The sequence below is a fragment of the Amycolatopsis roodepoortensis genome (assembly GCF_024628825.1).
Lineage (GTDB): Bacteria > Actinomycetota > Actinomycetes > Mycobacteriales > Pseudonocardiaceae > Amycolatopsis > Amycolatopsis roodepoortensis.
In genome coordinates, this window is sequence record NZ_CP102415.1 from 7378411 (window position 1) to 7401916 (window position 23506).

Sequence of the window (23506 nt, forward strand, 5' to 3'; positions counted from 1 at the left end):
GCAATCTGACGTGATCGAGTTCGGTGGTGCACCATCCTGTTCGCGATGTCACCGTGAACAGAATTGTTGATGCTGTGCCACAAAAAGCAAAGGGAACTCGCGACCTGACCAAGATCGGTCTTGACCTCCGAGAATCGTGTGTGGCGAAATGCGGGTGAGGAGGTCCGCATGACGCGCTATCTCGTTCGACGGCCGACGGACCCACCCTTGCCGGGGCTGGATTCGTTCGCGGACGATGCCTTGGCGCGGCGCTGGTTCCTGTCGCCGAGGTCGTACGCGGTCGCTCGCTTCGAGCGGCTGCGCGCCGGGTTCTCGCTCAACTACGCGGCCGTGCGCCTGGCGACCGGGGTGACGGACCATCTCGCGAGTCTCGAACTCGGGTTCCGCCTTCCGGCTCGGCGTGGGTGAGTCGGCAGGATGCCGGGAGGCGCGCGTTCGGATAGCGCAATACGGTTGCCCTCACGGTGATGACAGGCTCGGTGATGAGGGGTTGGCGATGGTGACGGGAAGCTTCGATGAGTGACCCGGCGTTCGCTGAACTCGTCGCCTGGGCCGAGAGCCGGTTGTCCCGGCTGATCGACGAGGTGTTCGCCGCGGTGTGCGAGCGCATCGACCTGTATGGGGACGAGAAAATCGTGCCGCGTGCCGACCTGCATCGGTCGATCGCGGTCAACCTGCGGTTCATGGTCGGCGCGCTGGGCGACTCCGCCAGGTCGATCGAGGAGGCGGCGCCGGGCGAGACGGGTCGCCGTCGCGCGCGCCAGGGGGCGCCGTTGCCGGAGGTGCTGCAGGTGTACCGGATCGGCTGCGCGATGCTCTGGGACCTGCTGGTCGAGCATGTCAGGGACATGACCCGGCCGGACGCGGCCGACGGTCTCGTCGACGTGGCGAGCCTCTTGTGGCGGGTCGCCGACGAGCACGCCGTGCGGCTGACCGAGGCGTATCGGGCGGCCAGCGCGGAGTTGCTGATCGCGCAGCATCGGCGTCGGTCTGCTTTGGCCGCGGCCCTGTTCACCGGTCAGCGGGTGTTCGACGCCGGCGCGTGGGAGGCCGGGCGGTTGCTCGGCCTGGCTGTGGACGGGCAGCTGGCCGTGGTGGCCGCGGAGACCCGGGGCCTGGCCGAGGAGAGCCTGCTCGGTGTCGAGCAGCGGCTCGCCGAGGCCGGGATGGTCTCGGCCTGGCAGCTCACTCCCACGATGCAGGCAGGAGTGATCTCGCTCCGTGATGAGCAACGCGACACGATGATGTCGATCGTGAAGGACGTCGCGGTGGCTCGCACCGGGGTGAGTCCGCTGTACCGGTCGTTGACCGAGACCCCGCGGGCGCTGCATCTCGCCCGGACCGCGCTCGCCGGTCTGCCGCCTGGACAGCCCGCTGTGCGAGCCTTTGGCTCCAGTCCTCTCGCCGCGTTCGTCGCTTACGACCCCGACGAGGGACGCCGCCTGGCCGCCGAGGTCTTCGGCGTGGTGCTCGACCTGCCATCGGAGGAGCGCGACGTCCTGCTCGAGACGTTGCGTGCCTACTTCGATCAGGGCGGCTCGACGGACGGGGCCGGGGGTGTCCTGCACTGTCACGCCAACACCGTCCGGTATCGGTTGCGCCGGATCCGGGAGCTGACCGGCAAGTCGTTGACCGACCCTCGTGATGTGGCGGAACTGGTGACCGCGGTGCAGGCTCTGAGCCTCGATCCCGCCCGTGGTGGCTCAGCCGACGGGGCGTCGGCGGAAACCGGTGAGCCTTAGCTCGTCGTCGGCCGATCGGCATGGCCCGCGGACGACGACCGAGGCCGCGATCCCGGCGGTGACGCCGATCAAGGTGTCCACGAGCCGTGCGGTGAGCAGCGTCGCCGGCTCGGCGGGGGAGGCCAATTCGGTCATCACCATGATCAGCGGGGTGAAGAACCCCAACGCCAGGCCGTAGTGCCGCGCCATGAACAGCTCGGTCGGGAACAGCAGCACCATCACGACGACGGCGAGTGACGTGGTGCCGAGATGCAGTTGGAGCAGCCCGGCGGTGACGACCAGCCCGGCCAGTGTCCCTCCGACGCGATGCAGGCTTCGGTGGACGACGCTGCCGATGCCGGGGTGAAGAAGGCTGCGGGTGTCCGCCACCGCCAGCGGCACCGCGGCGGAAGCCATGGCCCAGTTGGCATGGTCGACACCCAGCAACAGGCCGGCGGCGCCCGCGGTCAGGACGGCGAGGGCGTACCGGACGGCGTGGACGAACGAGCACGACAGTCGCCGTCCCCGGCCGCACCAGCCGCGGAGGCAGCGCGCGGCGATCGGTCCCTGGGCACGTCCGGCCACGGTGAGTCCGATGAGGACGGAGAACACCACGGTGCCCGCGCAGATCGACAGCGCGGCCAAGGGTGGGACCCGAGCCGGAACCGTGGCCGTGGCGCCGAGCGCGAAGATGCCGAAGAAGGGACCGCGCGGGGTGAGGCCGAGGCGGGTCGTCACGAGGGCACCGGCGAAGGCGAAAGCGGTCACGGTGGAGACCAGGATCCATGGCTGTGCCTGGTTCCCGGACAGGAACGACCCGATCCCCACCGCGGTCGACAGGACCGCTCCGGCTTGCGCCTGGTGACGCAGCCGGGAACGGCGAGTGCCGGTCCGGCCGTACATCCCGGTGAAGGAGCCGAACACGGCATAGATGATCAGCTCCGGATATCCGAGGACAACCAGGGCCAGTCCGGGGACGAGCAAGCCGATCGCGACCCGGCACGCGTGTGACCAGTCATCCGGTGCGGGGCCCAGGTGCGCCGACATGCGTGCGAGAGCCGACCGAGGCGATATCGTGCTTCTCCTTCGGGGATGCCGGGAAGGACTGTCAGCGGAGCCGTCGTTCCTCGTCCTCTTCGAGCCGGTGCTTCTCTTCCTCGCTTCGCTCTTCCTCTTTTTCGATTTCTTCTTCGTGCGGTGTTTTGTTGGACATGGTGTCAGTATAGGAAAATCCACAGGGATGAATATCGTCTACAAAAATGTTTGTTTCCGATGACAGGGTCAGTCGGTGTATACGGTCTGCCTGATGTGAACGCGGTGGCCGGATCGCCAGGAAGGGGTCACGACGAACTTCACCGGTGCTCCGGGGTCGCAGGTTTCCCAGGGTGCTTGCCGTCGGGCGTCGAGTGGTGCGCCGATGGTCGCTTGGAAGTCCCACTGTGCGTTCGGCAGCCTGCCGGCGACGGCGGCGATCCGAACGAGGAGTTCACCGATCTCGGGCCCATAGGTGCCGGGGTCCAGGCCAAGGTGACGGCACAATCCGGCAGGTGATGCCGATTCGGAGAGCAGGATCCTGGCCACCCGGCTCAGTTCGATGGCGATCCGCTCGGCGTCGGCGGGTTCGCCTGTGCCGGCGAGCGAGATCGCGACCAGCCGACGGCAGGACTGTTGCAAGAGGTTCGCGAACCGAAGAGACAGATGCTTGTGTCTGTTCTCTTCCTCGTCGGCTTGCAATCCCGTAATACTGGTGGAGAGTTGCCGGCGCAAGCGCAAGTTGATATCTCGCATCCGGTCCAGCTCGCTGCGCAGAGACCTGGTCCAGGTGGACAGTATTTCGATTTGTCTCTGCGGTGGTTCGTCGTCGTTCATGTCCTGGGAAACCTCGATTCGTCGGCTGAGGGGCTGGGTCGAGTTCATCGGCGCCCACGATGATCGGCGAGGTGCGAGGGTCGTAGGTGCCCAGCAGATCGCTTCCTCGCGGATGAACGGGTACAGCGTCGGCATCGCTTCGCCGTTCAGGAAGTCCTGCAGGACGGACGGTTCAGCGGTGAACGGTGTCGCACGACGGCGTCCACGACGTAGCTCGCGTCCGGGGTTTCCATCGCCAGCCGCGCCCGTAGCGCGACCGCGGTGTCGGTGCTGTGGACGTAGAACTTCCACTCCTGCTCGTTCGCCTCGCCCGCGAACTCCTTGCTGCTCAACGGGAATCCCGAGTGGGCTCGCGCGCTGACCTCGTACTGGCGGATGTCGTCCAGGCGGAGCGGATCGGGTCTCATCGGGAACGCTCGACCGTCACCTTCAGATGCTTCATCAGCGGCTGATCGCTCTGGGTGCTGTAGTCACCGATCGCGCACAACACGTTCATCTCCGGCATGTACCCGGCGGCGCAGCCGGGCGGGATGTCGTACGGCACCGCGAGGTAGCCCTTGAGCGAGCGGGTGGTGCCGTCCTTGGCGGTGCTCGTGATGTCGACCGGGTCGAACTCGGACAGACCGCGCTCGCGCATGTCCGCGGAGTTCAGGAAGATCAGCGTGCGCAGGTTCTTGATACCGCGGTAGCGGTCGTTGTCGGAGTAGATCGTGGTGTTCCACTGATCGTGCGACCGCATCGTGCCGAGTGCGAGCGTCCCCGGGGCGGGGACCACGTCGGGAACGTCCGCGGTGGAGAACTCCGCCCTGCCCGACGGCGTGTGGAAGACCCGTTCGCGTGCCGCCTGGTGGAGCCGGAACCCGAGGGGCTGCCGCACCCGTTCGTTGAAGTCTTCGAACCCGTCCAGCGCTCGCGACATCGTGTCGCGGATGCGGTCGTAGTCGCCGACGTAGTCCTCCCACGGTGTCGCGCTGTCCGGCAGCGTCGCGCGCGCCATCCCGCCGATGATCGCGGGCTCGGACAGGAGATACGGCGAGGCCGGCGTCCGCTTGCCGACCGAGAGGTGCACCATGCTCATCGCGTCCTCGACCGACGTGGCCTGCGGCCCCGCCGCCTGGAGGTCTCGTTCCGTGCGGCCGAGGCAGGGCAGGATGAGGGCCTGCTTCCCGTGTTCGAGATGGCTGCGGTTGAGCTTCGTGCTGACTTGCACGGTCAGCTCGCACTTCGCCAGCCCGGCCGCGGTGTAGGGCGTGTCCGGGGCGGCGAGCACGAAGTTGCCGCCCATGCCGACGAACACCTTCACGTCACCGCGGTGCATCGCCTCGATCGTGTTCACGGTGTCGAGCCCGTGGTGCCGTGGCGGCGTGATCCCGCAGACCTCGGCGAGCCGGTCGAGGAAGTCGGCGGACGGCCGATGGTCGATGCCGCACGTCCGGTTGCCCTGGACGTTGCTGTGCCCCCGTACCGGCGAGGGCCCGGCGCCCGGGCGGCCGAGGTTGCCGCGCAACAGCAGCAGGTTCACGATCTCGCGCACGGTGTCCACGCCGTGTTCGTGCTGGGTCACGCCGAGGCACCAGCTGATGATCGAGCGCTCGGCCGAGCGGTAGACCCCGGCCGCGGCGCGGATCTGGGACTCGGTCAGGCCCGACTGCCGCTCGAGTTCGGCCCACGAGATCTCCTGGCAGGCGGCGCGGTACTCCTCGAAACCGGACGTATACGCCGCGAGGAACCCGGTGTCGAGTGCCTCCGGGTCGGTCTCGGCCATCTTCAGCAGGGCCTTCGCCATCCCGCGCAGGAGGGCCATGTCGCCGCCGATCCGCGGCTGCAGGTTCAGGGTCGAGGTCGGGGTGGCGCGGAAGGTGGCCATCCTCGCGAAGTCGTGCGGGATGATCGTGCGGGTCGCTCCCGCCTCGACCAGGGGATTGACGTGCACGATCTGCGCGCCCCGGCGGTAGGCCTCGGCCAGCGCGGTGAGCATGCGCGGCGCGTTCGAGGCGGCGTTGACCCCGAGGATGAAGAGCGCGTCGGCCTCCTCCCAGTCGTGGATGTCGACCGTCCCTTTACCCGTGCCGATCGCGGCCTGCAGTGCCCTCCCGCTCGCCTCGTGACACATGTTCGAGCAGTCGGGGAGGTTGTTCGTGCCGTACTCCCGCACCCACAGCTGGTACAGGAACGTGGCCTCGTTGCCGAGCCTTCCGGAGGTGTAGAACGCCGCCTGATCCGGTGAATCCAGATCGCGCAGTGTGCGGCCGACGAGGTCGAACGCTTCCTGCCAGGAAATTGGGACATACCGATCGATTCCGGCGTCATAGCGCATCGGTTCGGTCAGTCTGCCGTGTGCCTCGAGTTCGGTGTCACTCCATTTCCGGAGTTCGGACACCGTGTGCTCGGCGAACAATTCCGGGCCGACTCGTTTCCGGGTCATCTCCCAGGCGACGTGCTTGATCCCGTTCTCGCAGATGTCCAGATGGAGGCCCTTGGTGTCGTCGGGCCACGCGCAGCCGGGACAGTCGAAGCCGCCGTTCTCGTGATTCATCCGCAGGATCGCCTGCGGACCCGCCACCAGCTCCTTTTCCTGCACGAGTAACTTCGTCACGCTCTTCGCCGCGCCCCAGCCCGCGGCCGGATGGTGGTAGGGCTTGAACTCCGGCTCGCGTCCGTCCGGCCCGTCCCCTTGTCGCTCTGTCACCGTCATCCTCTCGGCATGCCTTCGTTCCGGTTCTGATTCAAGCACGAGAGGCGCATTCGGGCATCACCGAGCACAATTGTGAACGGCCCGTTGTGACCGGATGACAAACTTTTTGGTGGCGTCCCACAACGCTGGCGGGAAATGCCTGGTCGCAATTCAGGCGCACATCTTTCCGTCTTGACGCCCTTATCGGGGCTCAAGTAGACCGGTCACGAATTCACTGTTCCCGACACGGGAATTCGTGTGAGCGACTGCGCTGGAAGGAACACGCCGTGGCGAAAGCGGTAGGCATCGACCTGGGGACGACCAACTCGGTGATCGCGGTGCTGGAGGGCGGCCAGCCGGTGGTGATCGCCAACGCCGACGGCGCGCGGACGACGCCGTCGGTCGTCGCCTACACCGACTCGGGTGAACGGCTCGTCGGCCAGCTGGCGCGCCGTCAGGCGATCTTGAACCCGAAGGGCACGATCTCCTCGGCGAAGCGGTTCGTCGGGCGCCGCCACGACGAGGTCTCGAGCGAGCTGGACGCCGTCGCCTTCGACGTCGTCCCCGGCTCGGACGGGGCGGTCCGCTTCGACGTGCACGGCAAGCGGTACGCCCCTGAAGAGGTGTCGGCGCTGGTCCTTCGCAAGCTCGTCGACGAGGCATCGAAGTTCCTCGGTGAGAAGGTGACCGAGGCCGTCATCACCGTGCCCGCGTACTTCAACGACGCACAGCGTCAGGCGACCAAGGACGCCGGCCGGATCGCCGGGCTCGAGGTGCTGCGGATCATCAACGAGCCCACCGCCGCCGCGCTGGCCTACGGTCTGGACAAGAAGCAGCAGGAGACCGTGCTGGTCTTCGATCTCGGCGGCGGCACGTTCGACGTGAGCGTGCTCGACATCGGCGACGGTGTCGTGGAGGTGCGGTCCACCGCGGGGGACACCCATCTGGGCGGTGACGACTTCGACCGGCGCGTCGTGGACCACCTCGCGGACGAGTTCGAGCGGGACAACGGGATCGACCTGCGCAAGGACCCCCAGGCCCTGCAGCGGTTGTTCGAAGCGGCGGCGAAGGCCAAGGAGGAGCTGTCGTCGGTCACCCGCACGACGATCAACCTGCCGTTCATCACCGCGGACGCCTCCGGGCCGAAACACCTCAACACCACGCTCATGCGGTCGACGTTCGACCAGATCACCGCGGACCTAGTCGAACGGTGCCGCGGCCCGGTCGAGCAGGCGATCTCCGACGCGAAGCTCTCGCCGAGCGACATCGACGAGGTCATCCTGGTCGGCGGATCCACGCGGATCCCGGCGGTGCAGGAACTGGTGCGCCGCCTGGCCGGCGGCAAGGACCCGAACATGACGGTGAACCCGGACGAGGTGGTCGCGCTGGGCGCGGCGGTCCAGGCGGCGATCATCAAGGGTGAGGCGAAGGACGTCCTGCTGCTCGACGTCACGCCGCTGTCGCTCGGTATCGAGACCCTCGGCGGCATGATGACCAAGGTCATCGAGCGCAACACCACGATCCCGGCCCGGCGCAAGGAAACGTTCAGCACCGCCGAGGACGACCAGTCCGCCGTGGACGTCGTGGTGCTGCAGGGTGAACGCGAGAAGGCCGCGGACAACCGGGTGCTGGGCCGGTTCCGGCTGGAGAACATCCGTCCCGCCCCGCGCGGTGTCCCGCAGATCGAGGTCGTCTACGACATCGACGCCAACGGTATCCTCAACGTTTCCGCGCAGGACAAGGAAACCGGCGCCGAACAGCGCATCACCATCAGCGAGAGCTCCAATCTCGACGGTGCCGAAGTCGAGCGGATGGTGGCCGACGCCGAGGAGCACCGGGCCGAAGACGCGCGGCTCCGTGAGCTGGTCGACGCGCGCAACACGCTCGACCAGGCCGCCTATCAGGTCGAACGACGGCTGACCGAGCTCGGCGAGAGCGTGGCCGTGCACGACAAGGCACGCGCCGAGATGCTGGTCGGGGACGCGCGAGAGCTGCTGAAGAACGAGCAGGAAGCCGGCCTCGACCGGCTCCGGTCGCTGACCGCCGAACTGCAGCAGCTGTACCACGGTCTCGCCGCGGTCACCCCCGGGGAAGCCAAGCCGCCCGCCGACGGTGACGACGACGTCGTCGACGCCGAGTTCACGACGTCCTGATCGCGATGACGACAGAGGACACCGCGCACGACGACCAGGTCGACGAGACGGCGCTGCGCGAACAGATCAAGGGCCTGGAAGACCACGTGCGGCGTGTCTCGGCGGATTTCGACAACTACCGCAAACGCACGGCGCGCGAGGCCGAACAGCTCGCCGACATCGAGCGGATCCGGACTGCGGCCGCGTGGCTGCCGGTACTCGACAACCTGGACATCGCGCTGGCGCACGCGGACGCCGACCCAGCCTCGATCGTCGAAGGGGTCAGGGCCGTCCGGGAGCTGGCCGACGCCGTCATGACACGGCTGGGCTTCTCCCGCCGCGCCGACGAGGCCGGGACGCCGTTCGATCCGTCCGCTCACGAAGCGGTGAGCACCGTCCAGGCGGGGGATGCGCCTGCGGGCACGATCATCGAGGTGGTGCGGCCGGGCTACGGCGAAGGGCCGAACCAATTGCGCCCGGCCGCGGTCGTGGTGGCGAGGCAGGACTGATGGCGCAGGACTTCTACACCGTCCTGGGCGTGGGCCGGACCGCGGACCAGGCGGAAATCCAGCGTGCGTACCGGAAACTGGCCCGGCAGTACCACCCGGACATCAACAAGGACCCCGGAGCCGAAGACCGGTTCAAGGAGATCTCCGAGGCCTACGACGTGCTGTCGGAGCCGGAGACCCGCCGCCGTTACGACGCGTTCGGCCCGGATTTCCGGCAGGTCCCCGAAGGGATGGACCCGGAAACGTGGGCACGGGCAAGGTCCGGTGGCCCGTTCACCACGGGGAGCCCGTTCGGGAGCGCCGAGGACATCGACCTCGAAGACCTGCTCGGCGGGATCTTCGGCGGCCGGACCCGGCGGCACGGTCCGATGCCCGGCGCGGACCAGGAAGCCTCGATCGAACTCACCGTCGAAGACGCGCACCACGGTGGCAAACGGTCGATCACCCTGGGCCCGCGCACGATCGAGGTCGACATCCCTGCCGGTGTCACCGACGGCCAGCGGATCCGGCTCGCCGGCCAGGGTGGGCGCGGCACGGACGGCGCGCCGCCGGGTGACCTGTACCTGATCGTGCACCTCGCGCCGCATCGGCGGTACCGCGTCGACGGCCGGGACCTGACGGTCGATCTCCCGCTGTCGCCGTGGGAAGCGGCACTGGGAACCACCGTGACGCTCGAAATCCCCGGCGGGGAAGCGAAGTTGAAGGTGCCGCCGGGCACGTCGACCGGGCGGAGGCTCCGGCTGCGCGGCCGCGGGCTTCCCCATCCCCGCGGCGCGGCGGGCGATCTCTACGCCAAGGCCTCCGTGGTCGTCCCGGCCGAGCTGACCGACGAGGAACGGGAACAGTTCGAACGGCTGGCCGCGGTGTCCGCATTCAACCCGAGGAGCTCCGACCGGCGATGACCACCTACGCGCTGGTGCGCCACCCCGGCGCCGCCTACCTCGACCTGAAGACCTTCGCGCACGCGACCGGGCTGTCCGAGGAACTGGTCCGCCGCTTGACCGCGCTCGGCCTGTTCGAACCCGTCACGGACAGCGACGGAGAACTGTGGTTCCGGGCCGGAGAACTCGTGGCCGCGGCCCGGATCCGGCGTCTGCGTGCCGGATTGCCGCTCAACTACGCCGCCGTCGGCCTCGTCGCCGACCTGCTCGACCGCATCGCGGAACTCGAGGCGGCCCTTCGTACCCGATCTCGACGCAGCGGAGACTGATCATGGACCCGAACAGGCTCACCCAGAAATCCCAGGAAGCGCTGCACGACGCCCAGACCGCCGCGCTGCGGCTCGGCCACCCCGATGTCGACGGCGAGCATCTGCTGCTGGCCCTGCTCGACCAGCCCGACGGACTCGTCCCGCGGTTGCTGACCGAGGCAGGCGCGGACCCGGCCCTGCTGCGCGGCGAAGTCGAGGCCGAACTCGCGCGCCGTCCCAAGGTCACCGGGCAGGCCTCCGCCCCTGGTGAGACGCGCGTGACCGCCCGGCTCGCTCGTGCGCTCGACGCCGCCGACCGTGAGGCCGGACGGCTCAAGGACGACTACGTCTCGGTCGAGCACCTCGTCGCGGCCTTGGTGGAGGAAGGCGCCACGAGCGCCGCCGGACGGCTGTTGCGGTCCGCCGGGCTGACCCGGGACAAGTTTCTCGAGGTGCTGCGGAAGGTGCGCGGCAACCAGCGCGTCACCTCCGCGACGCCCGAATCCGCTTATGAGGCCTTGGAAAAGTACGGCCGCGACCTCGTGGCCGACGCCGCGGCGGGCAAACTCGACCCGGTCATCGGCCGTGACGCCGAGATCCGCCGCGTGATCCAGATCCTCTCGCGCAAGACGAAGAACAACCCCGTGCTCACCGGTGAACCGGGGGTCGGCAAGACCGCGATCGCCGAGGGACTGGCGCAGCGGATCGACCGCGGCGACGTGCCGGAGGGGCTGAAGGGCAAGACGGTCTTCTCCCTCGACCTCGGCGCACTGGTGGCCGGGGCGAAGTACCGGGGCGAGTTCGAAGAGCGTTTCAAGGCGGTGCTCAACGAGGTGAAGGCCGCCGAGGGCCGGATCCTGCTGTTCGTCGACGAACTGCACACGGTCGTCGGCGCCGGGGCCACCGAAGGCGCGATGGACGCGGGCAACATGCTCAAGCCGATGCTCGCCCGCGGCGAACTGCACCTCATCGGCGCCACGACGGCCGACGAGTACCGCAAGTACATCGAAAAGGACGCGGCTCTCGAACGCCGGTTCCAGCCCGTGCTGGTGGACGAGCCGTCGGTCGAAGACGCCATCTCCATCCTCCGGGGGCTCAGGGAACGACTCGAGGTGTTCCACGGCGTCAAGATCCAGGACAGCGCTCTGGTCGCCGCTGTCGTGCTGTCCCACCGGTACATCTCGGACCGGTTCCTGCCGGACAAGGCGATCGATCTGGTGGACGAGGCGTGCGCGATGCTGCGCACGGAAATCGATTCGATGCCCGCGGAACTCGACGAGCTGAGCCGCCGCCTGACCCGCGGCGAGATCGAGGAAGCCGCACTGGCCAAGGAAAACGACGCGGCGAGCGGGGCACGGCTGGAAGAACTGCGCCGCGAGCTGGTCGATCTGCGCGCCGAAGCCGGCGGGATGCGCACGCAATGGGAGGCCGAACGCGCCGCCCTGAACAAGGTCCAGACCTTGCGTGAGGAGATCGAACGAGTCCGCCACGACGCCGAAGCCGCCGAACGCGCCTACGACCTCGACCTGGCCGCGCAACTGCGGCACGGCAAGCTGCCCGAGCTCGAACGACGGCTCGTGGGTGAAGAAGAGCTGCTGGCGGCCCGGCAGGCGGGTACGCGGCTGCTGCGTGAGGTCGTGACCGAGGAGGAGATCGCCGCCGTGGTGTCACGGTGGACCGGCATCCCGGTCAGCAGGCTGCAGGAGGGCGAGCGGGAAAAACTGCTGCGGCTGGACGACCTCCTCCACGAACGCGTCATCGGGCAGGACGAGGCGGTGCGGGCGGTCGCCGACGCCATCATCCGCGCCCGCTCGGGGATCAAGGATCCGCGCCGCCCGATCGGCTCGTTCCTGTTCCTCGGCCCGACCGGGGTCGGGAAGACCGAACTGGCCAAGGCGCTCGCGGCGAGCCTGTTCGACACCGACGACAACATCGTCCGCGTCGACATGAGCGAGTACCAGGAGCGGCACACGGTCTCCCGGCTCATCGGCGCGCCGCCCGGGTACGTCGGCCACGACGAGGGCGGCCAGCTCACCGAAGCCGTCCGCCGCAAGCCGTACTCGGTCGTCCTGCTCGACGAGATCGAGAAGGCGCACGCGGACGTGTTCAACACGCTGTTGCAGGTCCTCGACGACGGACGGCTCACCGACTCGCAGGGCCGCACGGTCGACTTCCGCAACACGGTCATCATCATGACCTCCAACATCGGCGCCCACTTCCTCGTGGACGGTGTCGACGCCGGCGGGGAGATCAAGCCCGACGCGCGTGACGCCGTCATGGCCGCCTTGCGCGGGCACTTCCGTCCGGAGTTCCTGAACCGGATCGACGACATCGTGCTGTTCACCCCGCTCACCGAACCGGAGATCGAGCGGATCGTGGAGCTGATGCTGGCCGACCTGCGCGGGCGGCTGGCGGCGCGGCGGATGACACTGGCCGCGCCCCTGGACACCCTGCGCTACATCGCGGAGCAGGGTTTCGACCCGGTCTACGGCGCGCGCCCGTTGCGCCGGTTCCTCGCCCGCGAAGTGGAGACCCGGATCGGACGGGCACTGCTCGGCGGGGAGGTCGGGGACGGCGCCGTGATCCAGCTCGGCCTCGCCGACGGCAAGCTCACCGTGACCTGCAGGAACCCCGACACCGAGGAAGCGGCGTGACCGACGCCGATTCACCGGTCGATCCCGTACGCGAAGGATCGTCCGTCGTCGCGGCCGCGCTCGTCGACTGGATCGAAGCCCGGCTGCCGCGGCTCGTGGACGACGTGTGCGCGGCCGTTCGCGAGCGTATCGAGCTCTACCGCGACGAAAGGATCGTGCCGCGCGCCGACCTGCGCCGGTCGATCGCGGTGAACCTGCGGTTCATGGTCGACGCGCTGGCCGGGACCGGAGACCCCGACCAGACCGCTCCGGAGGACACCGGTGCCCGCAGGGCACACCAGGGCGCCCCACTGCCCGAAGTACTGCAGGTGTACCGGGTCGCCTGCGGGATGCTGTGGGACTTGCTGGTGCGGCACGCCCGCGCGTCCGCCTCGGAAGGCGCCATGGACGAGCTGGCCGACGTCGCGAGCCTGCTGTGGCAGGTCACCGACGGCCACGCGGTCCGGGTCACCGAGGCCTATCGGGCGACGAGTGCCGAGCTGCTCGCGGCCCAGCAACGACGGCGTTCGGCGCTGGCCGAAGCATTGTTCACCGGCCAGCGGGTCTTCGACGCCGGGCCGTGGGAAGCGGGACGGCTACTGGGCTTTTCGCTAGACGGCAAGCTCGCGGTGGTCACCGCCGAAACACTGAGCCTTGCTCAGGAGAGCCTGGTCGGCATCGAGCGGCGACTGGCGCGGCTCGGCATCGTCTCGGCGTGGCACCTCACGCCCACGCAGCAGGCCGGTGTCGTGTCGCTGCGCGAGGAGCAGTACGACGCGCTGCTGGCGCTACTGCAGGACGTGGCCAGGGCCCGGACCGGTATCAGCCCGCTGTACCGGTCGCTGACCGACACCCCGCGCGCACTCCATCTCGCCCGCGCGGCCCTCGCCGGCATCCAGCCGGAACGGCGCGAGGCCCGCGCGTTCAGCGCCAGCCCGCTCGCCGCGTTCGTCGCCTACGACCCGGACGAAGGGCGACGGCTCGCGGACGAGGTCTTCGGGGCGGTACTCGACCTGTCCGCGGAGGAACGCGATGTACTGCTGGAGACGCTGGAGGCCTACTTCTCCGTCGGTGGCTCGTCCGAACGGGCGGCGCAGGTTCTGCACTGCCACGCCAACACAGTCCGGTACCGGCTGCGCCGGATCCGCGAGCTGACCGATCGGTCGCTGACCGAGCCCCGGCAGGTCGCCGAACTGGTGACCGCCCTGCAAGCGCTGAGCCTGAGCTCGCCGCGCCGGTCCGGCACGGTGCTGCTCGGCGAGCGCTGATCCCCTGTCGTACCCCGAACCTTTCATCGAATCCTGGGAAGTCTCATGAGCGAGCAGCGCACGATCACCGCCAAGACCATCGGCACGCCGCAGGGCGGGCTGTTCGACAATCCGTGGCCTCCCGATTTCCCCGCCGTCGGCCAGCGGGTCGCGATCTTCGTCTACGAGGTGACGAAGGTCGACGGGGAAAGCACCGGGAACATCCGGACCTACCACGTCGGCCCGGCCGAAACCGCGTCCCGTGGCGCGATCGGCACCGATTACGAACTGCCGCAAGGGGTCGCGGTCGCGTGGCGCGGCTGCGGGACCGGCACGGTGGTCCAGGTCTCCGATTCCACGCAGCGCGAGCGCACCTGCGAAGTGACCCCCGAAGACGCGGGACTGCTGTGAGCACACCGGAAGACCTGGCCCAACCCGTTCTCGCGCCGCTGACCGAAAGCGCGCTCTTCCTCACCCTGACGATCGGGGCAGGGGGAGAGGCGGCCGTACACGACCTGCTACCGGATCTGGCGGGGATGGTCCGGTCGGTCGGGTTCCCGTTGCCGGACGAACATCTGACCTGCGTCGCGGGCATCGGCTCGGCGGCGTGGGACCGGCTCTTCACCGGTGAGCGCCCGGCCTTGCTTCATCCGTTCCGCGCCCTGTCCGGATCCAGGCACCAGGCGCCATCCACACCCGGCGACCTCTTCCTGCACATCAGGGCGACGCGGCTGTACCCGTGTTTCGAACTTGCTCGCCGGGTGGTGGCCCGCCTCGACACCGCGGTCTCGGTCCAGGACGACACGGTCGGGTTCCGCTACTTCGACCGCCGGGATCTGCTCGGCTACGTCGACGGCACGGAGAACCCGGTCGGCCACGCCGCCGGTGTGGCCGCGCTCGTCGCCGACGAGGATCCCGGCTTCACCGGCGGCTCCTATCTGATCGTGCAGAAGTACCTGCACGATCTGGCGAAGTGGACCGCCAAGCCGGTCGAGGAACGCGACCGGGCGGTGGGCAGGCAGCTGGCCGACGATGTCGAGATCGCGGACGCGGAGAAGGCCGTCGATTCCCACGTCGCGCTCACCACGATCGAAGGCCCCGACGGGACCGAACGCAAGATCCTTCGGGACAACATGCCGTTCGGGTCCATCGCCCGCGACGAGTACGGCACCTACTTCTGCGGATACGCCGCCGACCCGGGAGTGACGGAGCGGATGCTCACCAGGATGTTCCTCGCCGAGCAACCGGATCAGCTCCTCGACGTGTCCACCGCGGTCACGGGCGGCCTGTACTTCGTTCCACCGGCCGGTTTCCTGGCCGACCCTCCCGCGCTTCCAGCCGGCCGGGACTGAAGCGATGGGGGACTGGAAGGCCGGAGCGCTCGTGATCTTCGGGATCACCGGCGACCTCGCGGCGAAGATGACGTTACCCGCGCTGTACCGGCTGGAACGTCGGGGAGTGCTGCGCTGCCCCGTGGTAGGTGTCGCTTCCGGCGGGTTGTCCACTTCGGACCTGAGGGATCTGGCGCGGCAGGCGATCGAGAAATCCGGAGAATATTTCGACGAAACGGTCTTCGCGCGCCTGGTGCGCCGCCTGACGTACGTGGGCGGTGACGCGAACGACCCGGACCTGTACGAGGCGCTTGCCGAGGAATTGGCGAACGTCCGGCGGCCGCTGTACTACCTCGCGCTGCCACCGTCGTTGTTCGCGCCGGTCGTGGAACGGCTTTCCGCCAGGAGTCTCCTCGCCTACCCGCCGCCCGCGCGACCGTACGCGATCGGCACGTGGGGCCCGCCCACGGCGGACACGTTGGTGGAGGGCTATCCCGCCTGGCAGCCGCCGTGGCTGCCAGGCACCTGAATCAGCTGAGAGGCATCGATGAACTGGATCCAGGAAACCGGACCCGAGCAGGACTGGTACTTCAACACGAGGACCGGTGAGGTCGAACGAGGCCGCCGGTCGCGTGGCGTGGACCTGCTCGGCCCGTACCCCGACGAGGAAACCGCTCGCAGGGCGCTGGAGATCGCCCGGGAACGCACCGCCGCGGCCGATCGCGCCGACACCGAATGGAACGACACCGAGTGACCCGGTTCGGTGGCGCGACCGTGGCCGAGGCGATGCTCCGCGCGCCGAAGCTGCTCGATCACACGGCGACCGTCGCCCAGGTACGCGAACTGTTCCGCGACGACCACGTGCACGTGGCGCTGGTCGTCGCGGGCGCGGTACTGGTGAGCGTCGTCGAACGGCCGGACCTCACGGGCCTCCCCGGTGGGATGCCCGCGTGGCGCGCGGGACGGCTGACCGGCCGGGTGGTCGGCCCCGATGCCGATCTGCTCGCGACGTGGCTGGCGATGCGCGGCCGCCGGCGGAGGCTGGCCGTGGTGGACGGCGACGGCGGTCTGCTCGGTCTGCTGTGCCTCAAGCGCACCGGTCTTGGTTTCTGCTCCGACGCCGATGTGGCGGCACGGGCCCGCTCTCAGGAGAAACATGCACGCGATACGGCAATACAAGCCGGGAAAACCGGTCTATGAGCGGGTTCCCGCGCCCAGCCCGGGACGAGGGCAGGTCCGGATCGCCGTGAAGGCGTGCGTCGTGGACCGTGGTGACGCGGCGATTCCCGGGCAAGCGGTGGCCGGAGTCGTCGACAAGCTCGGCGAGGGGCTCGGGCCTTTGCTCGCGCAGTCGGCCCACAACGTCCGCGCCACCGTGGCCCTGACCGACGGGGCGACCATCGTGGGCGGCCCGGTGACAGCGGTCCTCGATGGTGTCGGCGGGAAGGCGGGCCGTGCCGCGTTCGACCTGCTCGCCCCCGGAGCGCGCATGGTCCACCAGCAGGGCAAGGGGTGGGCAGGCGGCGACGGCCGAGCACCGGTTGGAGCCGTCGCGACTGGGTTTCCAGAGTTCGACGATCGCGGTGGTGAGAAGGCCGTCGACGATAAACGGCCAGATAGAGGCGGTCATCGTGTCGGCGCCGAAGCGAAGGGCGAATTGGCGTCCGTGGATGTAGGCGGCGTAGGCCACACGGAGGGCGACCAAGCCGGTGCAGCCGCATTGAATCCAGAGGGAGCGGTCTCGGCGGACGCTGGTCATGACCCAGCTCCCCGGCGGAGGCGGTTGATCCTCAGTGGGGCGGAAAGCCGCAGCTCAGAGGGCTGAGAGGACGCGTGGTTTTTCGCTTTCGGGGAAAGTCGTCACGGTGTCGTGCCCGGCGACACGATCGCCACCCTCCACAAAGGACACAAACACTTCTCCGGTGGCGCGGCCCGCCCATAGGAACCTACGGGCGGGCCGCGCCACCGGTTTCACACGCCGTGGATCACCGCGGGGCGGAGATGCCCTGCCCGAGTCCGCCGTCGACGGTCAATCGGGCGCCGGTGGTGAAGGTCGCGTCGAAGGCCAGGAACAGCACCGCCGCGGCGATCTCGTCGACCGTTCCGTGCCGTTTCATGGGCGTCGCCGCGTCCCCCGCGGCCATGAAACCTTCCCGGTCCTGGTCGGACACTCCGGTGATGCCCATGCTCGGGGTGTCGATGAATCCGGGGCTGAGCGTGTTCACCCGGATACCCCTGGGCAGCAGTTCGCTCGCGATCCCTTTGGCGAACGCCCTGACCGCGGCTTTCGCTCCGGAGTAGACGGTCATGGCGGGGGCGCCGCCCTCGTCGGCGATCGAGGTGGTGAACACGATCGAACCGCCGTCACGGATCAGCGGGGCCAGCCGTTGCGTGGTGAAGAAGGCGCCCTTGGTGTTGGTGGCGAAGCTCTCGTCGTAGGACGCTTCGGTCACCTGCTCGAAGGGTTCCATCCTGGCGATGCCGACATTGACGAACAGAAGGTCGACCCGGCCGAGCTTCTCCTCGACGAAGGCGCCGAGGGCGTCGATGTCGGCCATGCTGGTGGCGTCGGAGCGGACCACGTGGGCGGGGCGGGACGTGAGTCCGGTCCGCGCCGTTTCGATGTTCCGCTCGTCGCGTCCGGTCAGCACGACCTCCGCACCGCCGTCGAGCAGCGCCGTGACGACCGCCTGCCCCATACCGTGTGTCCCACCGGTGACGACGGCCTTCTTGCCCGCGTATTTCCCCGCCGGCATCACAGCGCCGCCTTCCTGGCCAGCTCGATCAGACCCGGCAGATCGTGCCCGGCGCCGCGGTGGCCGATGAGGTCACGGAGCGGGACGAGCAGGTGGGAGAGCAGTTCGCCGTCGACGCCCTGGCCGGCGCTGGCCTCGGCGATGTTGGCGATGGCGACCGCCTGCATGCTTTCCGGGGACACCGGGTCCTCGGCTTCCCGGACGGCGTCGGTCTGCTCGGCGAGCGCGGGCAGTCCAATGGTCATCGAGGTGAGCCAGGGGATGAGCAGTGACGAGGTGAATTCCGGCAGGTCGGCCCGCTCCGTGCCGACGAGGGCGAGCGCGTGCCGGGCGCCCGCGGCCTGTCCGTACATCGCGCTGAGCAGGGCGAGGTCGTAAAGCGCCGCCAGCCCGGCATCGGTGCCGAGGTACCGGCTGTCGCCGAGCCGGCAGAGCAGGCCTTCGTGCTGCTCGAAGGCGGGTTTGGAGCCGCTGTAGAGCACGAGGGCCTCGGGGTGGCCGATCATCGGCGGCACGGCCATGATGCCGCCGTCGAGGTATTCGGCACCGTGCCCGGCAGCCCAGACCGCGGTCTCGCGGCCCTGCTCAGGGGTCCCGTTGCTGAGGTTCACCAAGAGGCGGCCGGAAAGGGCATCGGCGGCGGGGGCGAGCACCTCGTGCATGACCCCGTAGTCGAGCAGGCAGACGATGACCACCGGGCTGGCGGTGATCGCGTCGGTGATCGAGCCCGCTCGCACGGCTCCGTCGGCGACGAGGGTGTCGGCTTTGGCGTCGGACCGGTTCCACACCGTCGTCCGGTGGCCCGCCTTCAGCAACGCCGCCGCGAGCGCTTTGCCCATGGCGCCGAGGCCGACGACCGTCACCGGGGTGAGGGCATCTTGCTCACTCACGAAAACTCCGTTCTGTTTCTTCGTTCTTCCGCTTCGCACCCTGAAGTGAGCCGCACTGGATCCGGTCAAGGTCTGGTCTAGGTCCGGCGGGGTTACTGTGGTGACGTGCGTTTCGGGGTGCTCGGTCCGCTCGAGGTGTGGACGGCGGACGGGACACCGGTCACGATCCGGGAATCGAAGGTCCGCGCTCTGCTCGCCGACCTGCTGGCCAACGAGGGCCGCCTGGTGTCGGCCGACCGGCTCATCGCGGATCTGTGGGGCGACACGCTTCCCGGCAACCCCGCCAACACGCTGCAGACCAGGGTGTGGCAGCTGCGGCGGGCGCTCGCGGAGGCCGAGCCGGGCGGCCGGGATCTCGTGGTGTCGCGCCGTCCCGGGTATCTGCTGCGTGCCGGCCAGGACGCGCTGGACATGCACCGGTTCCAGGCGCTGCTCGCCCGCGCGCGGACCGTCCGCGATCCGGCGGACCGGGCGGCGGTCCTGACCGAGGCACTGGGTTTGTGGCGGGGACGCGCCTTCGCCGGCTTCGAGGACACCGACTTCGCCGGCCCTCTCGCGCAACGTCTCGAGGAACAGCGGCTGTACGCGATCGAGGAGCAGGCCGAGGCGAGGCTGGACGCCGACGATCGTGACGGCGCCGCGGTGGCGAGCGAGCTGGGCGACCTCGTGACGGCGCACCCCTTGCGGGAACGGTTACGGGCGGCGCAGATGCGCGCGCTCTACCTCGCCGGCCGCCAGAGCGAGGCGCTGGCCGGTTATCGCACGCTGCGGCGGCGGCTGGCCGAGGAGCTCGGAGTGGATCCCAGCCCTGAGCTGGCGGAGCTTCACCAGGCGATCTTGGCGCAGTCGCCCACGTTGGTCCCCGCGGCGAACCCGGCCAGACCGCGGACGAACCTGCCGGCTCCGCTGACGCCCTTGATCGGCCGCGCGGAAGCCCTGCCGGTAGTGCGATCGATGCTCGACACGGGCCGGCTGGTGACCCTCACCGGGCCGGGTGGCGTCGGCAAGACCCGGCTGGCGGTGGAGACCGCCCGGCGGCAGGCCGCCACCTTCCCGGACGGCACCTGGCTGGTCGAACTGAGCGCACTGGACCGGGCCGACGACGGCGACCCGGGCACCGCGGTGGTCGATCTGGTGGCGAGGGTCCTCGATCTCCGCGACGACACCCCGGCGGGTCCATTGCCCACGGGTGAGCGGCTTCCGCTGATCGACCGGCTCACGTCGTCGCTGCGCACCCGGCGATCGCTGCTGGTGCTCGACAACTGCGAGCACGTCGTCGAGCCGGTCGCCGACCTGGCAGGCCGGCTGCTGGCGGCCGCGCCGGGGCTGCACATCCTGGCCACCAGCAGGGAACCGCTGGCCGTCGAGGGGGAGCAGGTCTGGCCCGTGCCGCCGCTGGAACTACCCGAACCCGGCACGCCGCCGTCCGTCCTGCGGCGATCCAGCGCGGTCGAGTTGTTCGTGGCGCGCGCCTCCGCCGCCGCGCCGGGTTTCGAGCTGGACGCGGGCAACGCCGACGCGGTCGCCGCCGTCTGCCGCCACCTCGACGGCATCCCTCTCGCCATCGAGCTGGCCGCCACTCGTGTACGGGCACTGGACGTGCGGGAAGTCGCCACCCGGCTGAACGACCGGTTCCGCTTGCTGACCGGTGGACGGCGTCGCGGCCCGGCCCGCCACCGCACCCTCGAAGCGATGATCGACTGGAGCTGGCAGCTGCTGACCCAGGCGGAACGGATCGTGTTGCGCCGCCTGGCCGTCCACGCCGACAGCTGTTCCCTCGCCGCCGCCGAAACCTTGTGCGCGGGAGACGGCGTGCGGCCGGACGATGTCCTGGACCTGCTGGCGAGGTTGGTCGACCGGTCGCTGGTCGTCGTGGTCGACACTCCTTCGGGTGCCAGGTACCGGCTGCTCGAATCGATCGCGGCGTATTGCCGGGAACGCCTCGGCGAAAGCGGCGAGGCGGCGCGAATGCGGCGGTGGCACAGCCGCTACTACACGGAGCTGGCCGAACAGGCAGAACCGCACTTGCGCGGCGGGCAACAGCGACGGTGGCTGGCATCGCTGGACGCCGAGACCGCCAACCTCCGCCGCGCGCTCGACGCCGTCGTCGACGAGGGCGACGTCGCGCTCGGCCTGCGGCTGGTCGGCGCGCTGGGCTGGTACTGGTTCCTCCGCGGCAGGCTCGGCGAAGCCCGCCGATCGTTCGAACTCGTCCTGGGACTCGACGTCGACCGTGGCGCCGCCTCGGCCATCGCTCGGGTATGGCACGCGGGAATCTCCCTGATGATCCGGGACACCGGCACACCGGCGCCGTCACCCGAGGAGCTGCGACGGCTGTGCGACGGCATCGACGACCCGGCCACCCTGGCCAGAATGGAATGGTTCCTCGGGTTCGCGCAGGCGGGTTTCGGCGCCCCGGCCACCAGCGAGGACTTGGCCGACCGGTCGCTGTCGGCCTTCCGCGCCACCGAGGACCGGTGGGGGATCGCGGCGGTGTCGAGCACGCGGGCGGCACTCGCGCTCGCCCGGGGTGACCTCGGCGTGGCCGAACGGCTCGGCGGGGAGAGCCTGGCCGTCTTCGGCGAACTCGGTGACCACTGGGGCCGCCTCAAGGCCGGCCAGGTGCTCGCCGTGCTGGCCGAAGTCGTCGGTGACTACGGCACGGCGGCCCGGTTGCACCGCGACGGGCTGCGCACCGCCGAGGAGCTCGGCCTGCGGACCGAAGCCGCGTGGGAGCTGTCCGGGCTCGGCAGGATCGCCCTGCTGGACGGCGACTACGCCGCCGCCGACGACTGGCACCACCGGTCGATGCGGCTCGCCATCGAGCAGTCGCACCATCGGGGTATCCAGTACGCCGAGGTCGGTCTCGGTCTCGGTGCCCGAAGGCAGGGCAGGCTCGACGCGGCGGAGAAGCATCTGCGGAACTGGCTCGACTGGTGCCGCCGCTGGGACGGCGACGCCGGCGTCGCGCTTATTCTCGCCGAGCTCGGCTTCATCGCCGAGCAACGCGGCGACACCGCGCAAGCGCTCGCCCTGCACCTGGACGCTTTCCGCGCCGCCCGCTCCACAGTGGACCCGCGCGCGATCGCGCTCGCGCTGGAAGGCCTGGCCGGCGCGCAAGCCCTCGCGGGACACCACGGCCACGCCGCGCACTTGCTCGGCATGGCCGCCGCGTTGCGCGGATCCGCGGGAGCGCCCCTGCCCTCTGCCGAACGAGGCGACGTCGAGCGGATCACGGCGGCCACCCGGCAAGCGCTGGGAGAGCAGGACTTCGCCGCCGCGTTCGAGCACGGCGCCGGAACGACCTTCGACGAACTGTGACGCTTCCGGGAACCTCCTCACATCCGGTGAGGGTGCCTCGTCGTACCACCGAACCGAACACCGTACCGGCGAGGAGCGACCAGACATGACCACGACCACGTTGAGCGAGCTGACCGGCGACTACGTCCTCGACACCGCCGGTACGCGGATCGGGTTCGTCGCCCGGCACACGATGGGCACCAGGGTGCACGGCCGGTTCGACCTGTTCGAAGGAAGTGCGCGCCTGGACGGTGACGACCCGTCGAAATCCAGTGCACGGCTCGTGATCCAGGCGAAGAGCATCCAGACCCGGAACGAACGACGCGACGAACAACTGAGCGCCAAGTTCCTGGGTACCGGCGACCACCCGGTCATCACGTTCACCTCGACCGCGGTGGACCAGGTCGGAGAGACCGGCTTCGACGTCGCCGGTGACCTGACCATCCGCGGCGTGACCAAGCCGGTGACGGTGGGCTTCGAGCTGACCGGCGCCGAGAACGACCGGCGGGTCGGCCTCCGGGGCGGCGTCACGATCAGCCGCGGGGACTGGGGCGTGAACTGGAACGCCGCGACCGGCGTCATGGTCGGCGCCAAGGTGCGGCTGGAACTCGACGTCGTCTTGATCCGGCGGTGACCACCACGGCGTCGGGATCGGGCGGGACACGTGCCGCCCCGCCCGATCCGGCCTGGCGCCGCTCACGTCTCCGGCGGGAACCAGGCCTGCAGGGTCTCCATGTCGATCGGCAGCGAGATGTGCTCGTGCGTGATCAGCCACGCGCCCTCCGATCGGCGGCAACCGACGGTCGAACGCACCCAGATCGAGGTTTCCAGGCCGTTCGTGCGCTTCCCGGAATCGAGGTGCAGCATGTGCGCGAACGCGACGTCGCCGCTCGCCGCGACGACCAACTCGTGCGTCCGCAGGCCGATGGGCCCTTCGTAGCCGTCGAACCACCGCAGGAAGTTGCCGCGGACCTCGTCGGTTCCGGTGAACCGGAGCGGGGGAACGGCGTCGTAGTAGACGATGCCGGGCGAATAGTGGGACATGAGCCGGTCGATGTCCTTCGCTTCGGCGGCGGCGACCCGGCTCGCCAGGAATTCCCTGACATCGGAATCGAGTGAAGTCATCGTGTTCTCCCTTTCACCGTCCGGTTCGGGGCGGCGATCCCCGTGGTTCCGGTAGTCCGACGACGCGGCCCGGCGAATTGTCAGGCGGCCGGACGAGGGCTTCACCGGCCTCGCCCGAGTGTTAGTTTCT

General features: G+C 69.4%; 23 protein-coding genes. 16 read left to right on the top strand and 7 right to left on the bottom strand.

Annotated features, from left to right (window positions below; translation table 11 throughout):
• Positions 1-168 precede the first annotated feature (168 nt).
• Together NQK81_RS35525 and NQK81_RS35530 are read left to right on the top strand one after the other, a co-directional pair.
• Positions 169-408 (top strand): hypothetical protein, encoded by a 240-nt coding sequence (locus NQK81_RS35525; RefSeq protein WP_257484972.1) that lies wholly within the window; start codon positions 169-171, stop codon positions 406-408.
• Between the two features lie 107 nt (positions 409-515).
• The gene (locus tag NQK81_RS35530) at positions 516-1742 is read left to right on the top strand and encodes a PucR family transcriptional regulator (RefSeq protein WP_257484973.1); all 1227 of its coding nucleotides are present in this window, start codon (positions 516-518) and stop codon (positions 1740-1742) included.
• Here the strand turns inward: NQK81_RS35530 and NQK81_RS35535 are convergent.
• The 4 genes from NQK81_RS35535 to NQK81_RS35550 form a co-directional block, all read right to left on the bottom strand.
• On the bottom strand, positions 1704-2768 hold the full coding sequence (locus tag NQK81_RS35535; RefSeq protein WP_257484974.1) for an FUSC family protein: 1065 nt from the start codon (positions 2766-2768) through the stop codon (positions 1704-1706). The genes NQK81_RS35530 and NQK81_RS35535 overlap by 39 nt on opposite strands.
• 234 nt (positions 2769-3002) lie before the next feature.
• Complete coding sequence (locus tag NQK81_RS35540; protein WP_257484975.1) at positions 3003-3590, bottom strand: hypothetical protein; 588 nt, start codon at positions 3588-3590, stop codon at positions 3003-3005.
• Between the two features lie 146 nt (positions 3591-3736).
• Complete coding sequence (locus NQK81_RS35545; protein ID WP_257484976.1) at positions 3737-3997, bottom strand: hypothetical protein; 261 nt, start codon at positions 3995-3997, stop codon at positions 3737-3739.
• Entirely contained in the window at positions 3994-6279 is a 2286-nt protein-coding gene (locus tag NQK81_RS35550) for an FdhF/YdeP family oxidoreductase (protein WP_257484977.1), read from the bottom strand. The genes NQK81_RS35545 and NQK81_RS35550 overlap by 4 nt, the downstream gene beginning before the upstream one ends.
• Before the next feature lie 272 nt (positions 6280-6551).
• Here NQK81_RS35550 and dnaK point away from each other — a divergent pair, with 272 nt between their 5' ends.
• From dnaK to NQK81_RS45480, 12 genes are read left to right on the top strand one after another with little or no spacing between them, the layout of a single operon-like run.
• A complete protein-coding gene (gene dnaK, locus NQK81_RS35555) occupies positions 6552-8417 on the top strand; it encodes a molecular chaperone DnaK (RefSeq protein WP_257484978.1) in 1866 nt (621 codons plus the stop codon).
• A gap of 5 nt (positions 8418-8422) precedes the next feature.
• The gene (locus tag NQK81_RS35560; protein WP_257484979.1) at positions 8423-8905 is read left to right on the top strand and encodes a nucleotide exchange factor GrpE; all 483 of its coding nucleotides are present in this window, start codon (positions 8423-8425) and stop codon (positions 8903-8905) included.
• On the top strand, positions 8905-9807 hold the full coding sequence (locus NQK81_RS35565; RefSeq protein ID WP_257484980.1) for a DnaJ C-terminal domain-containing protein: 903 nt from the start codon (positions 8905-8907) through the stop codon (positions 9805-9807). Before NQK81_RS35560 ends, NQK81_RS35565 begins: the two co-directional genes overlap by 1 nt.
• The gene (locus NQK81_RS35570) at positions 9804-10115 is read left to right on the top strand and encodes a chaperone modulator CbpM (RefSeq protein ID WP_257484981.1); all 312 of its coding nucleotides are present in this window, start codon (positions 9804-9806) and stop codon (positions 10113-10115) included. The genes NQK81_RS35565 and NQK81_RS35570 overlap by 4 nt, the downstream gene beginning before the upstream one ends.
• 2 nt (positions 10116-10117) lie before the next feature.
• On the top strand, positions 10118-12748 hold the full coding sequence (gene clpB, locus NQK81_RS35575) for an ATP-dependent chaperone ClpB (protein ID WP_257484982.1): 2631 nt from the start codon (positions 10118-10120) through the stop codon (positions 12746-12748).
• Positions 12745-13995, top strand: coding sequence for a PucR family transcriptional regulator (locus NQK81_RS35580; protein WP_257484983.1), 1251 nt, complete (start codon positions 12745-12747; stop codon positions 13993-13995). The genes clpB and NQK81_RS35580 overlap by 4 nt, the downstream gene beginning before the upstream one ends.
• Before the next feature lie 45 nt (positions 13996-14040).
• Complete coding sequence (locus tag NQK81_RS35585) at positions 14041-14385, top strand: hypothetical protein (RefSeq protein WP_257484984.1); 345 nt, start codon at positions 14041-14043, stop codon at positions 14383-14385.
• The gene (locus NQK81_RS35590) at positions 14382-15326 is read left to right on the top strand and encodes a Dyp-type peroxidase (RefSeq protein WP_257484985.1); all 945 of its coding nucleotides are present in this window, start codon (positions 14382-14384) and stop codon (positions 15324-15326) included. The genes NQK81_RS35585 and NQK81_RS35590 overlap by 4 nt, the downstream gene beginning before the upstream one ends.
• Positions 15327-15330: 4 nt before the next feature.
• A complete protein-coding gene (locus NQK81_RS35595; protein ID WP_257484986.1) occupies positions 15331-15834 on the top strand; it encodes a hypothetical protein in 504 nt (167 codons plus the stop codon).
• A gap of 18 nt (positions 15835-15852) precedes the next feature.
• Positions 15853-16059 (top strand): hypothetical protein, encoded by a 207-nt coding sequence (locus NQK81_RS35600; protein WP_257484987.1) that lies wholly within the window; start codon positions 15853-15855, stop codon positions 16057-16059.
• Positions 16056-16505 carry a CBS domain-containing protein gene (locus NQK81_RS35605; protein ID WP_257484988.1) on the top strand — a complete coding sequence of 150 codons (450 nt, stop codon included), beginning with the start codon at positions 16056-16058 and terminating at the stop codon, positions 16503-16505. The genes NQK81_RS35600 and NQK81_RS35605 overlap by 4 nt, the downstream gene beginning before the upstream one ends.
• Positions 16462-17130: an MDR/zinc-dependent alcohol dehydrogenase-like family protein gene (locus NQK81_RS45480; RefSeq protein WP_371878826.1), complete on the top strand. Its 669-nt coding sequence runs from the start codon at positions 16462-16464 to the stop codon at positions 17128-17130. The genes NQK81_RS35605 and NQK81_RS45480 overlap by 44 nt, the downstream gene beginning before the upstream one ends.
• A gap of 160 nt (positions 17131-17290) precedes the next feature.
• Here the strand turns inward: NQK81_RS45480 and NQK81_RS35615 are convergent, their stop codons facing one another.
• Together NQK81_RS35615 and NQK81_RS35620 are read right to left on the bottom strand one after the other, a co-directional pair.
• Positions 17291-18061 (bottom strand): SDR family oxidoreductase, encoded by a 771-nt coding sequence (locus NQK81_RS35615; protein WP_257484989.1) that lies wholly within the window; start codon positions 18059-18061, stop codon positions 17291-17293.
• Positions 18061-18951, bottom strand: a complete 891-nt coding sequence (locus NQK81_RS35620) for an NAD(P)-binding domain-containing protein (RefSeq protein ID WP_257484990.1) — start codon at positions 18949-18951, stop codon at positions 18061-18063. The genes NQK81_RS35615 and NQK81_RS35620 overlap by 1 nt, the downstream gene beginning before the upstream one ends.
• A 105-nt stretch (positions 18952-19056) precedes the next feature.
• Here NQK81_RS35620 and NQK81_RS35625 point away from each other — a divergent pair, with 105 nt between their 5' ends.
• Positions 19057-22272: an ATP-binding protein gene (locus tag NQK81_RS35625; protein ID WP_257484991.1), complete on the top strand. Its 3216-nt coding sequence runs from the start codon at positions 19057-19059 to the stop codon at positions 22270-22272.
• Positions 22273-22357: 85 nt separating this feature from the next.
• A complete protein-coding gene (locus NQK81_RS35630; protein WP_257484992.1) occupies positions 22358-22885 on the top strand; it encodes a YceI family protein in 528 nt (175 codons plus the stop codon).
• A 62-nt stretch (positions 22886-22947) separates the two neighbouring features.
• Here the strand turns inward: NQK81_RS35630 and NQK81_RS35635 are convergent, their stop codons facing one another.
• The gene (locus NQK81_RS35635) at positions 22948-23376 is read right to left on the bottom strand and encodes a YybH family protein (protein ID WP_257484993.1); all 429 of its coding nucleotides are present in this window, start codon (positions 23374-23376) and stop codon (positions 22948-22950) included.
• Positions 23377-23506: the final 130 nt, after the last annotated feature.

Excerpts from the sequence above, each read along its gene's own strand:
- NQK81_RS35525 (WP_257484972.1), top strand. The coding sequence starts at position 169 with ATGACGCGCTATCTCGTTCGACGGCCGACGGACCCACCCTTGCCGGGG.
- NQK81_RS35530 (WP_257484973.1), top strand. The coding sequence starts at position 516 with ATGAGTGACCCGGCGTTCGCTGAACTCGTCGCCTGGGCCGAGAGCCGG.
- NQK81_RS35535 (WP_257484974.1), bottom strand. The coding sequence starts at position 2,768 with ATGTCGGCGCACCTGGGCCCCGCACCGGATGACTGGTCACACGCGTGC.
- NQK81_RS35540 (WP_257484975.1), bottom strand. The coding sequence starts at position 3,590 with ATGAACGACGACGAACCACCGCAGAGACAAATCGAAATACTGTCCACC.
- NQK81_RS35545 (WP_257484976.1), bottom strand. The coding sequence starts at position 3,997 with ATGAGACCCGATCCGCTCCGCCTGGACGACATCCGCCAGTACGAGGTC.
- NQK81_RS35560 (WP_257484979.1), top strand. The coding sequence starts at position 8,423 with ATGACGACAGAGGACACCGCGCACGACGACCAGGTCGACGAGACGGCG.
- NQK81_RS35565 (WP_257484980.1), top strand. The coding sequence starts at position 8,905 with ATGGCGCAGGACTTCTACACCGTCCTGGGCGTGGGCCGGACCGCGGAC.
- NQK81_RS35570 (WP_257484981.1), top strand. The coding sequence starts at position 9,804 with ATGACCACCTACGCGCTGGTGCGCCACCCCGGCGCCGCCTACCTCGAC.
- clpB (WP_257484982.1), top strand. The coding sequence starts at position 10,118 with ATGGACCCGAACAGGCTCACCCAGAAATCCCAGGAAGCGCTGCACGAC.
- NQK81_RS35585 (WP_257484984.1), top strand. The coding sequence starts at position 14,041 with ATGAGCGAGCAGCGCACGATCACCGCCAAGACCATCGGCACGCCGCAG.
- NQK81_RS35595 (WP_257484986.1), top strand. The coding sequence starts at position 15,331 with ATGGGGGACTGGAAGGCCGGAGCGCTCGTGATCTTCGGGATCACCGGC.
- NQK81_RS35600 (WP_257484987.1), top strand. The coding sequence starts at position 15,853 with ATGAACTGGATCCAGGAAACCGGACCCGAGCAGGACTGGTACTTCAAC.
- NQK81_RS45480 (WP_371878826.1), top strand. The coding sequence starts at position 16,462 with ATGCACGCGATACGGCAATACAAGCCGGGAAAACCGGTCTATGAGCGG.
- NQK81_RS35615 (WP_257484989.1), bottom strand. The coding sequence starts at position 18,061 with ATGCCGGCGGGGAAATACGCGGGCAAGAAGGCCGTCGTCACCGGTGGG.
- NQK81_RS35630 (WP_257484992.1), top strand. The coding sequence starts at position 22,358 with ATGACCACGACCACGTTGAGCGAGCTGACCGGCGACTACGTCCTCGAC.
- NQK81_RS35635 (WP_257484993.1), bottom strand. The coding sequence starts at position 23,376 with ATGACTTCACTCGATTCCGATGTCAGGGAATTCCTGGCGAGCCGGGTC.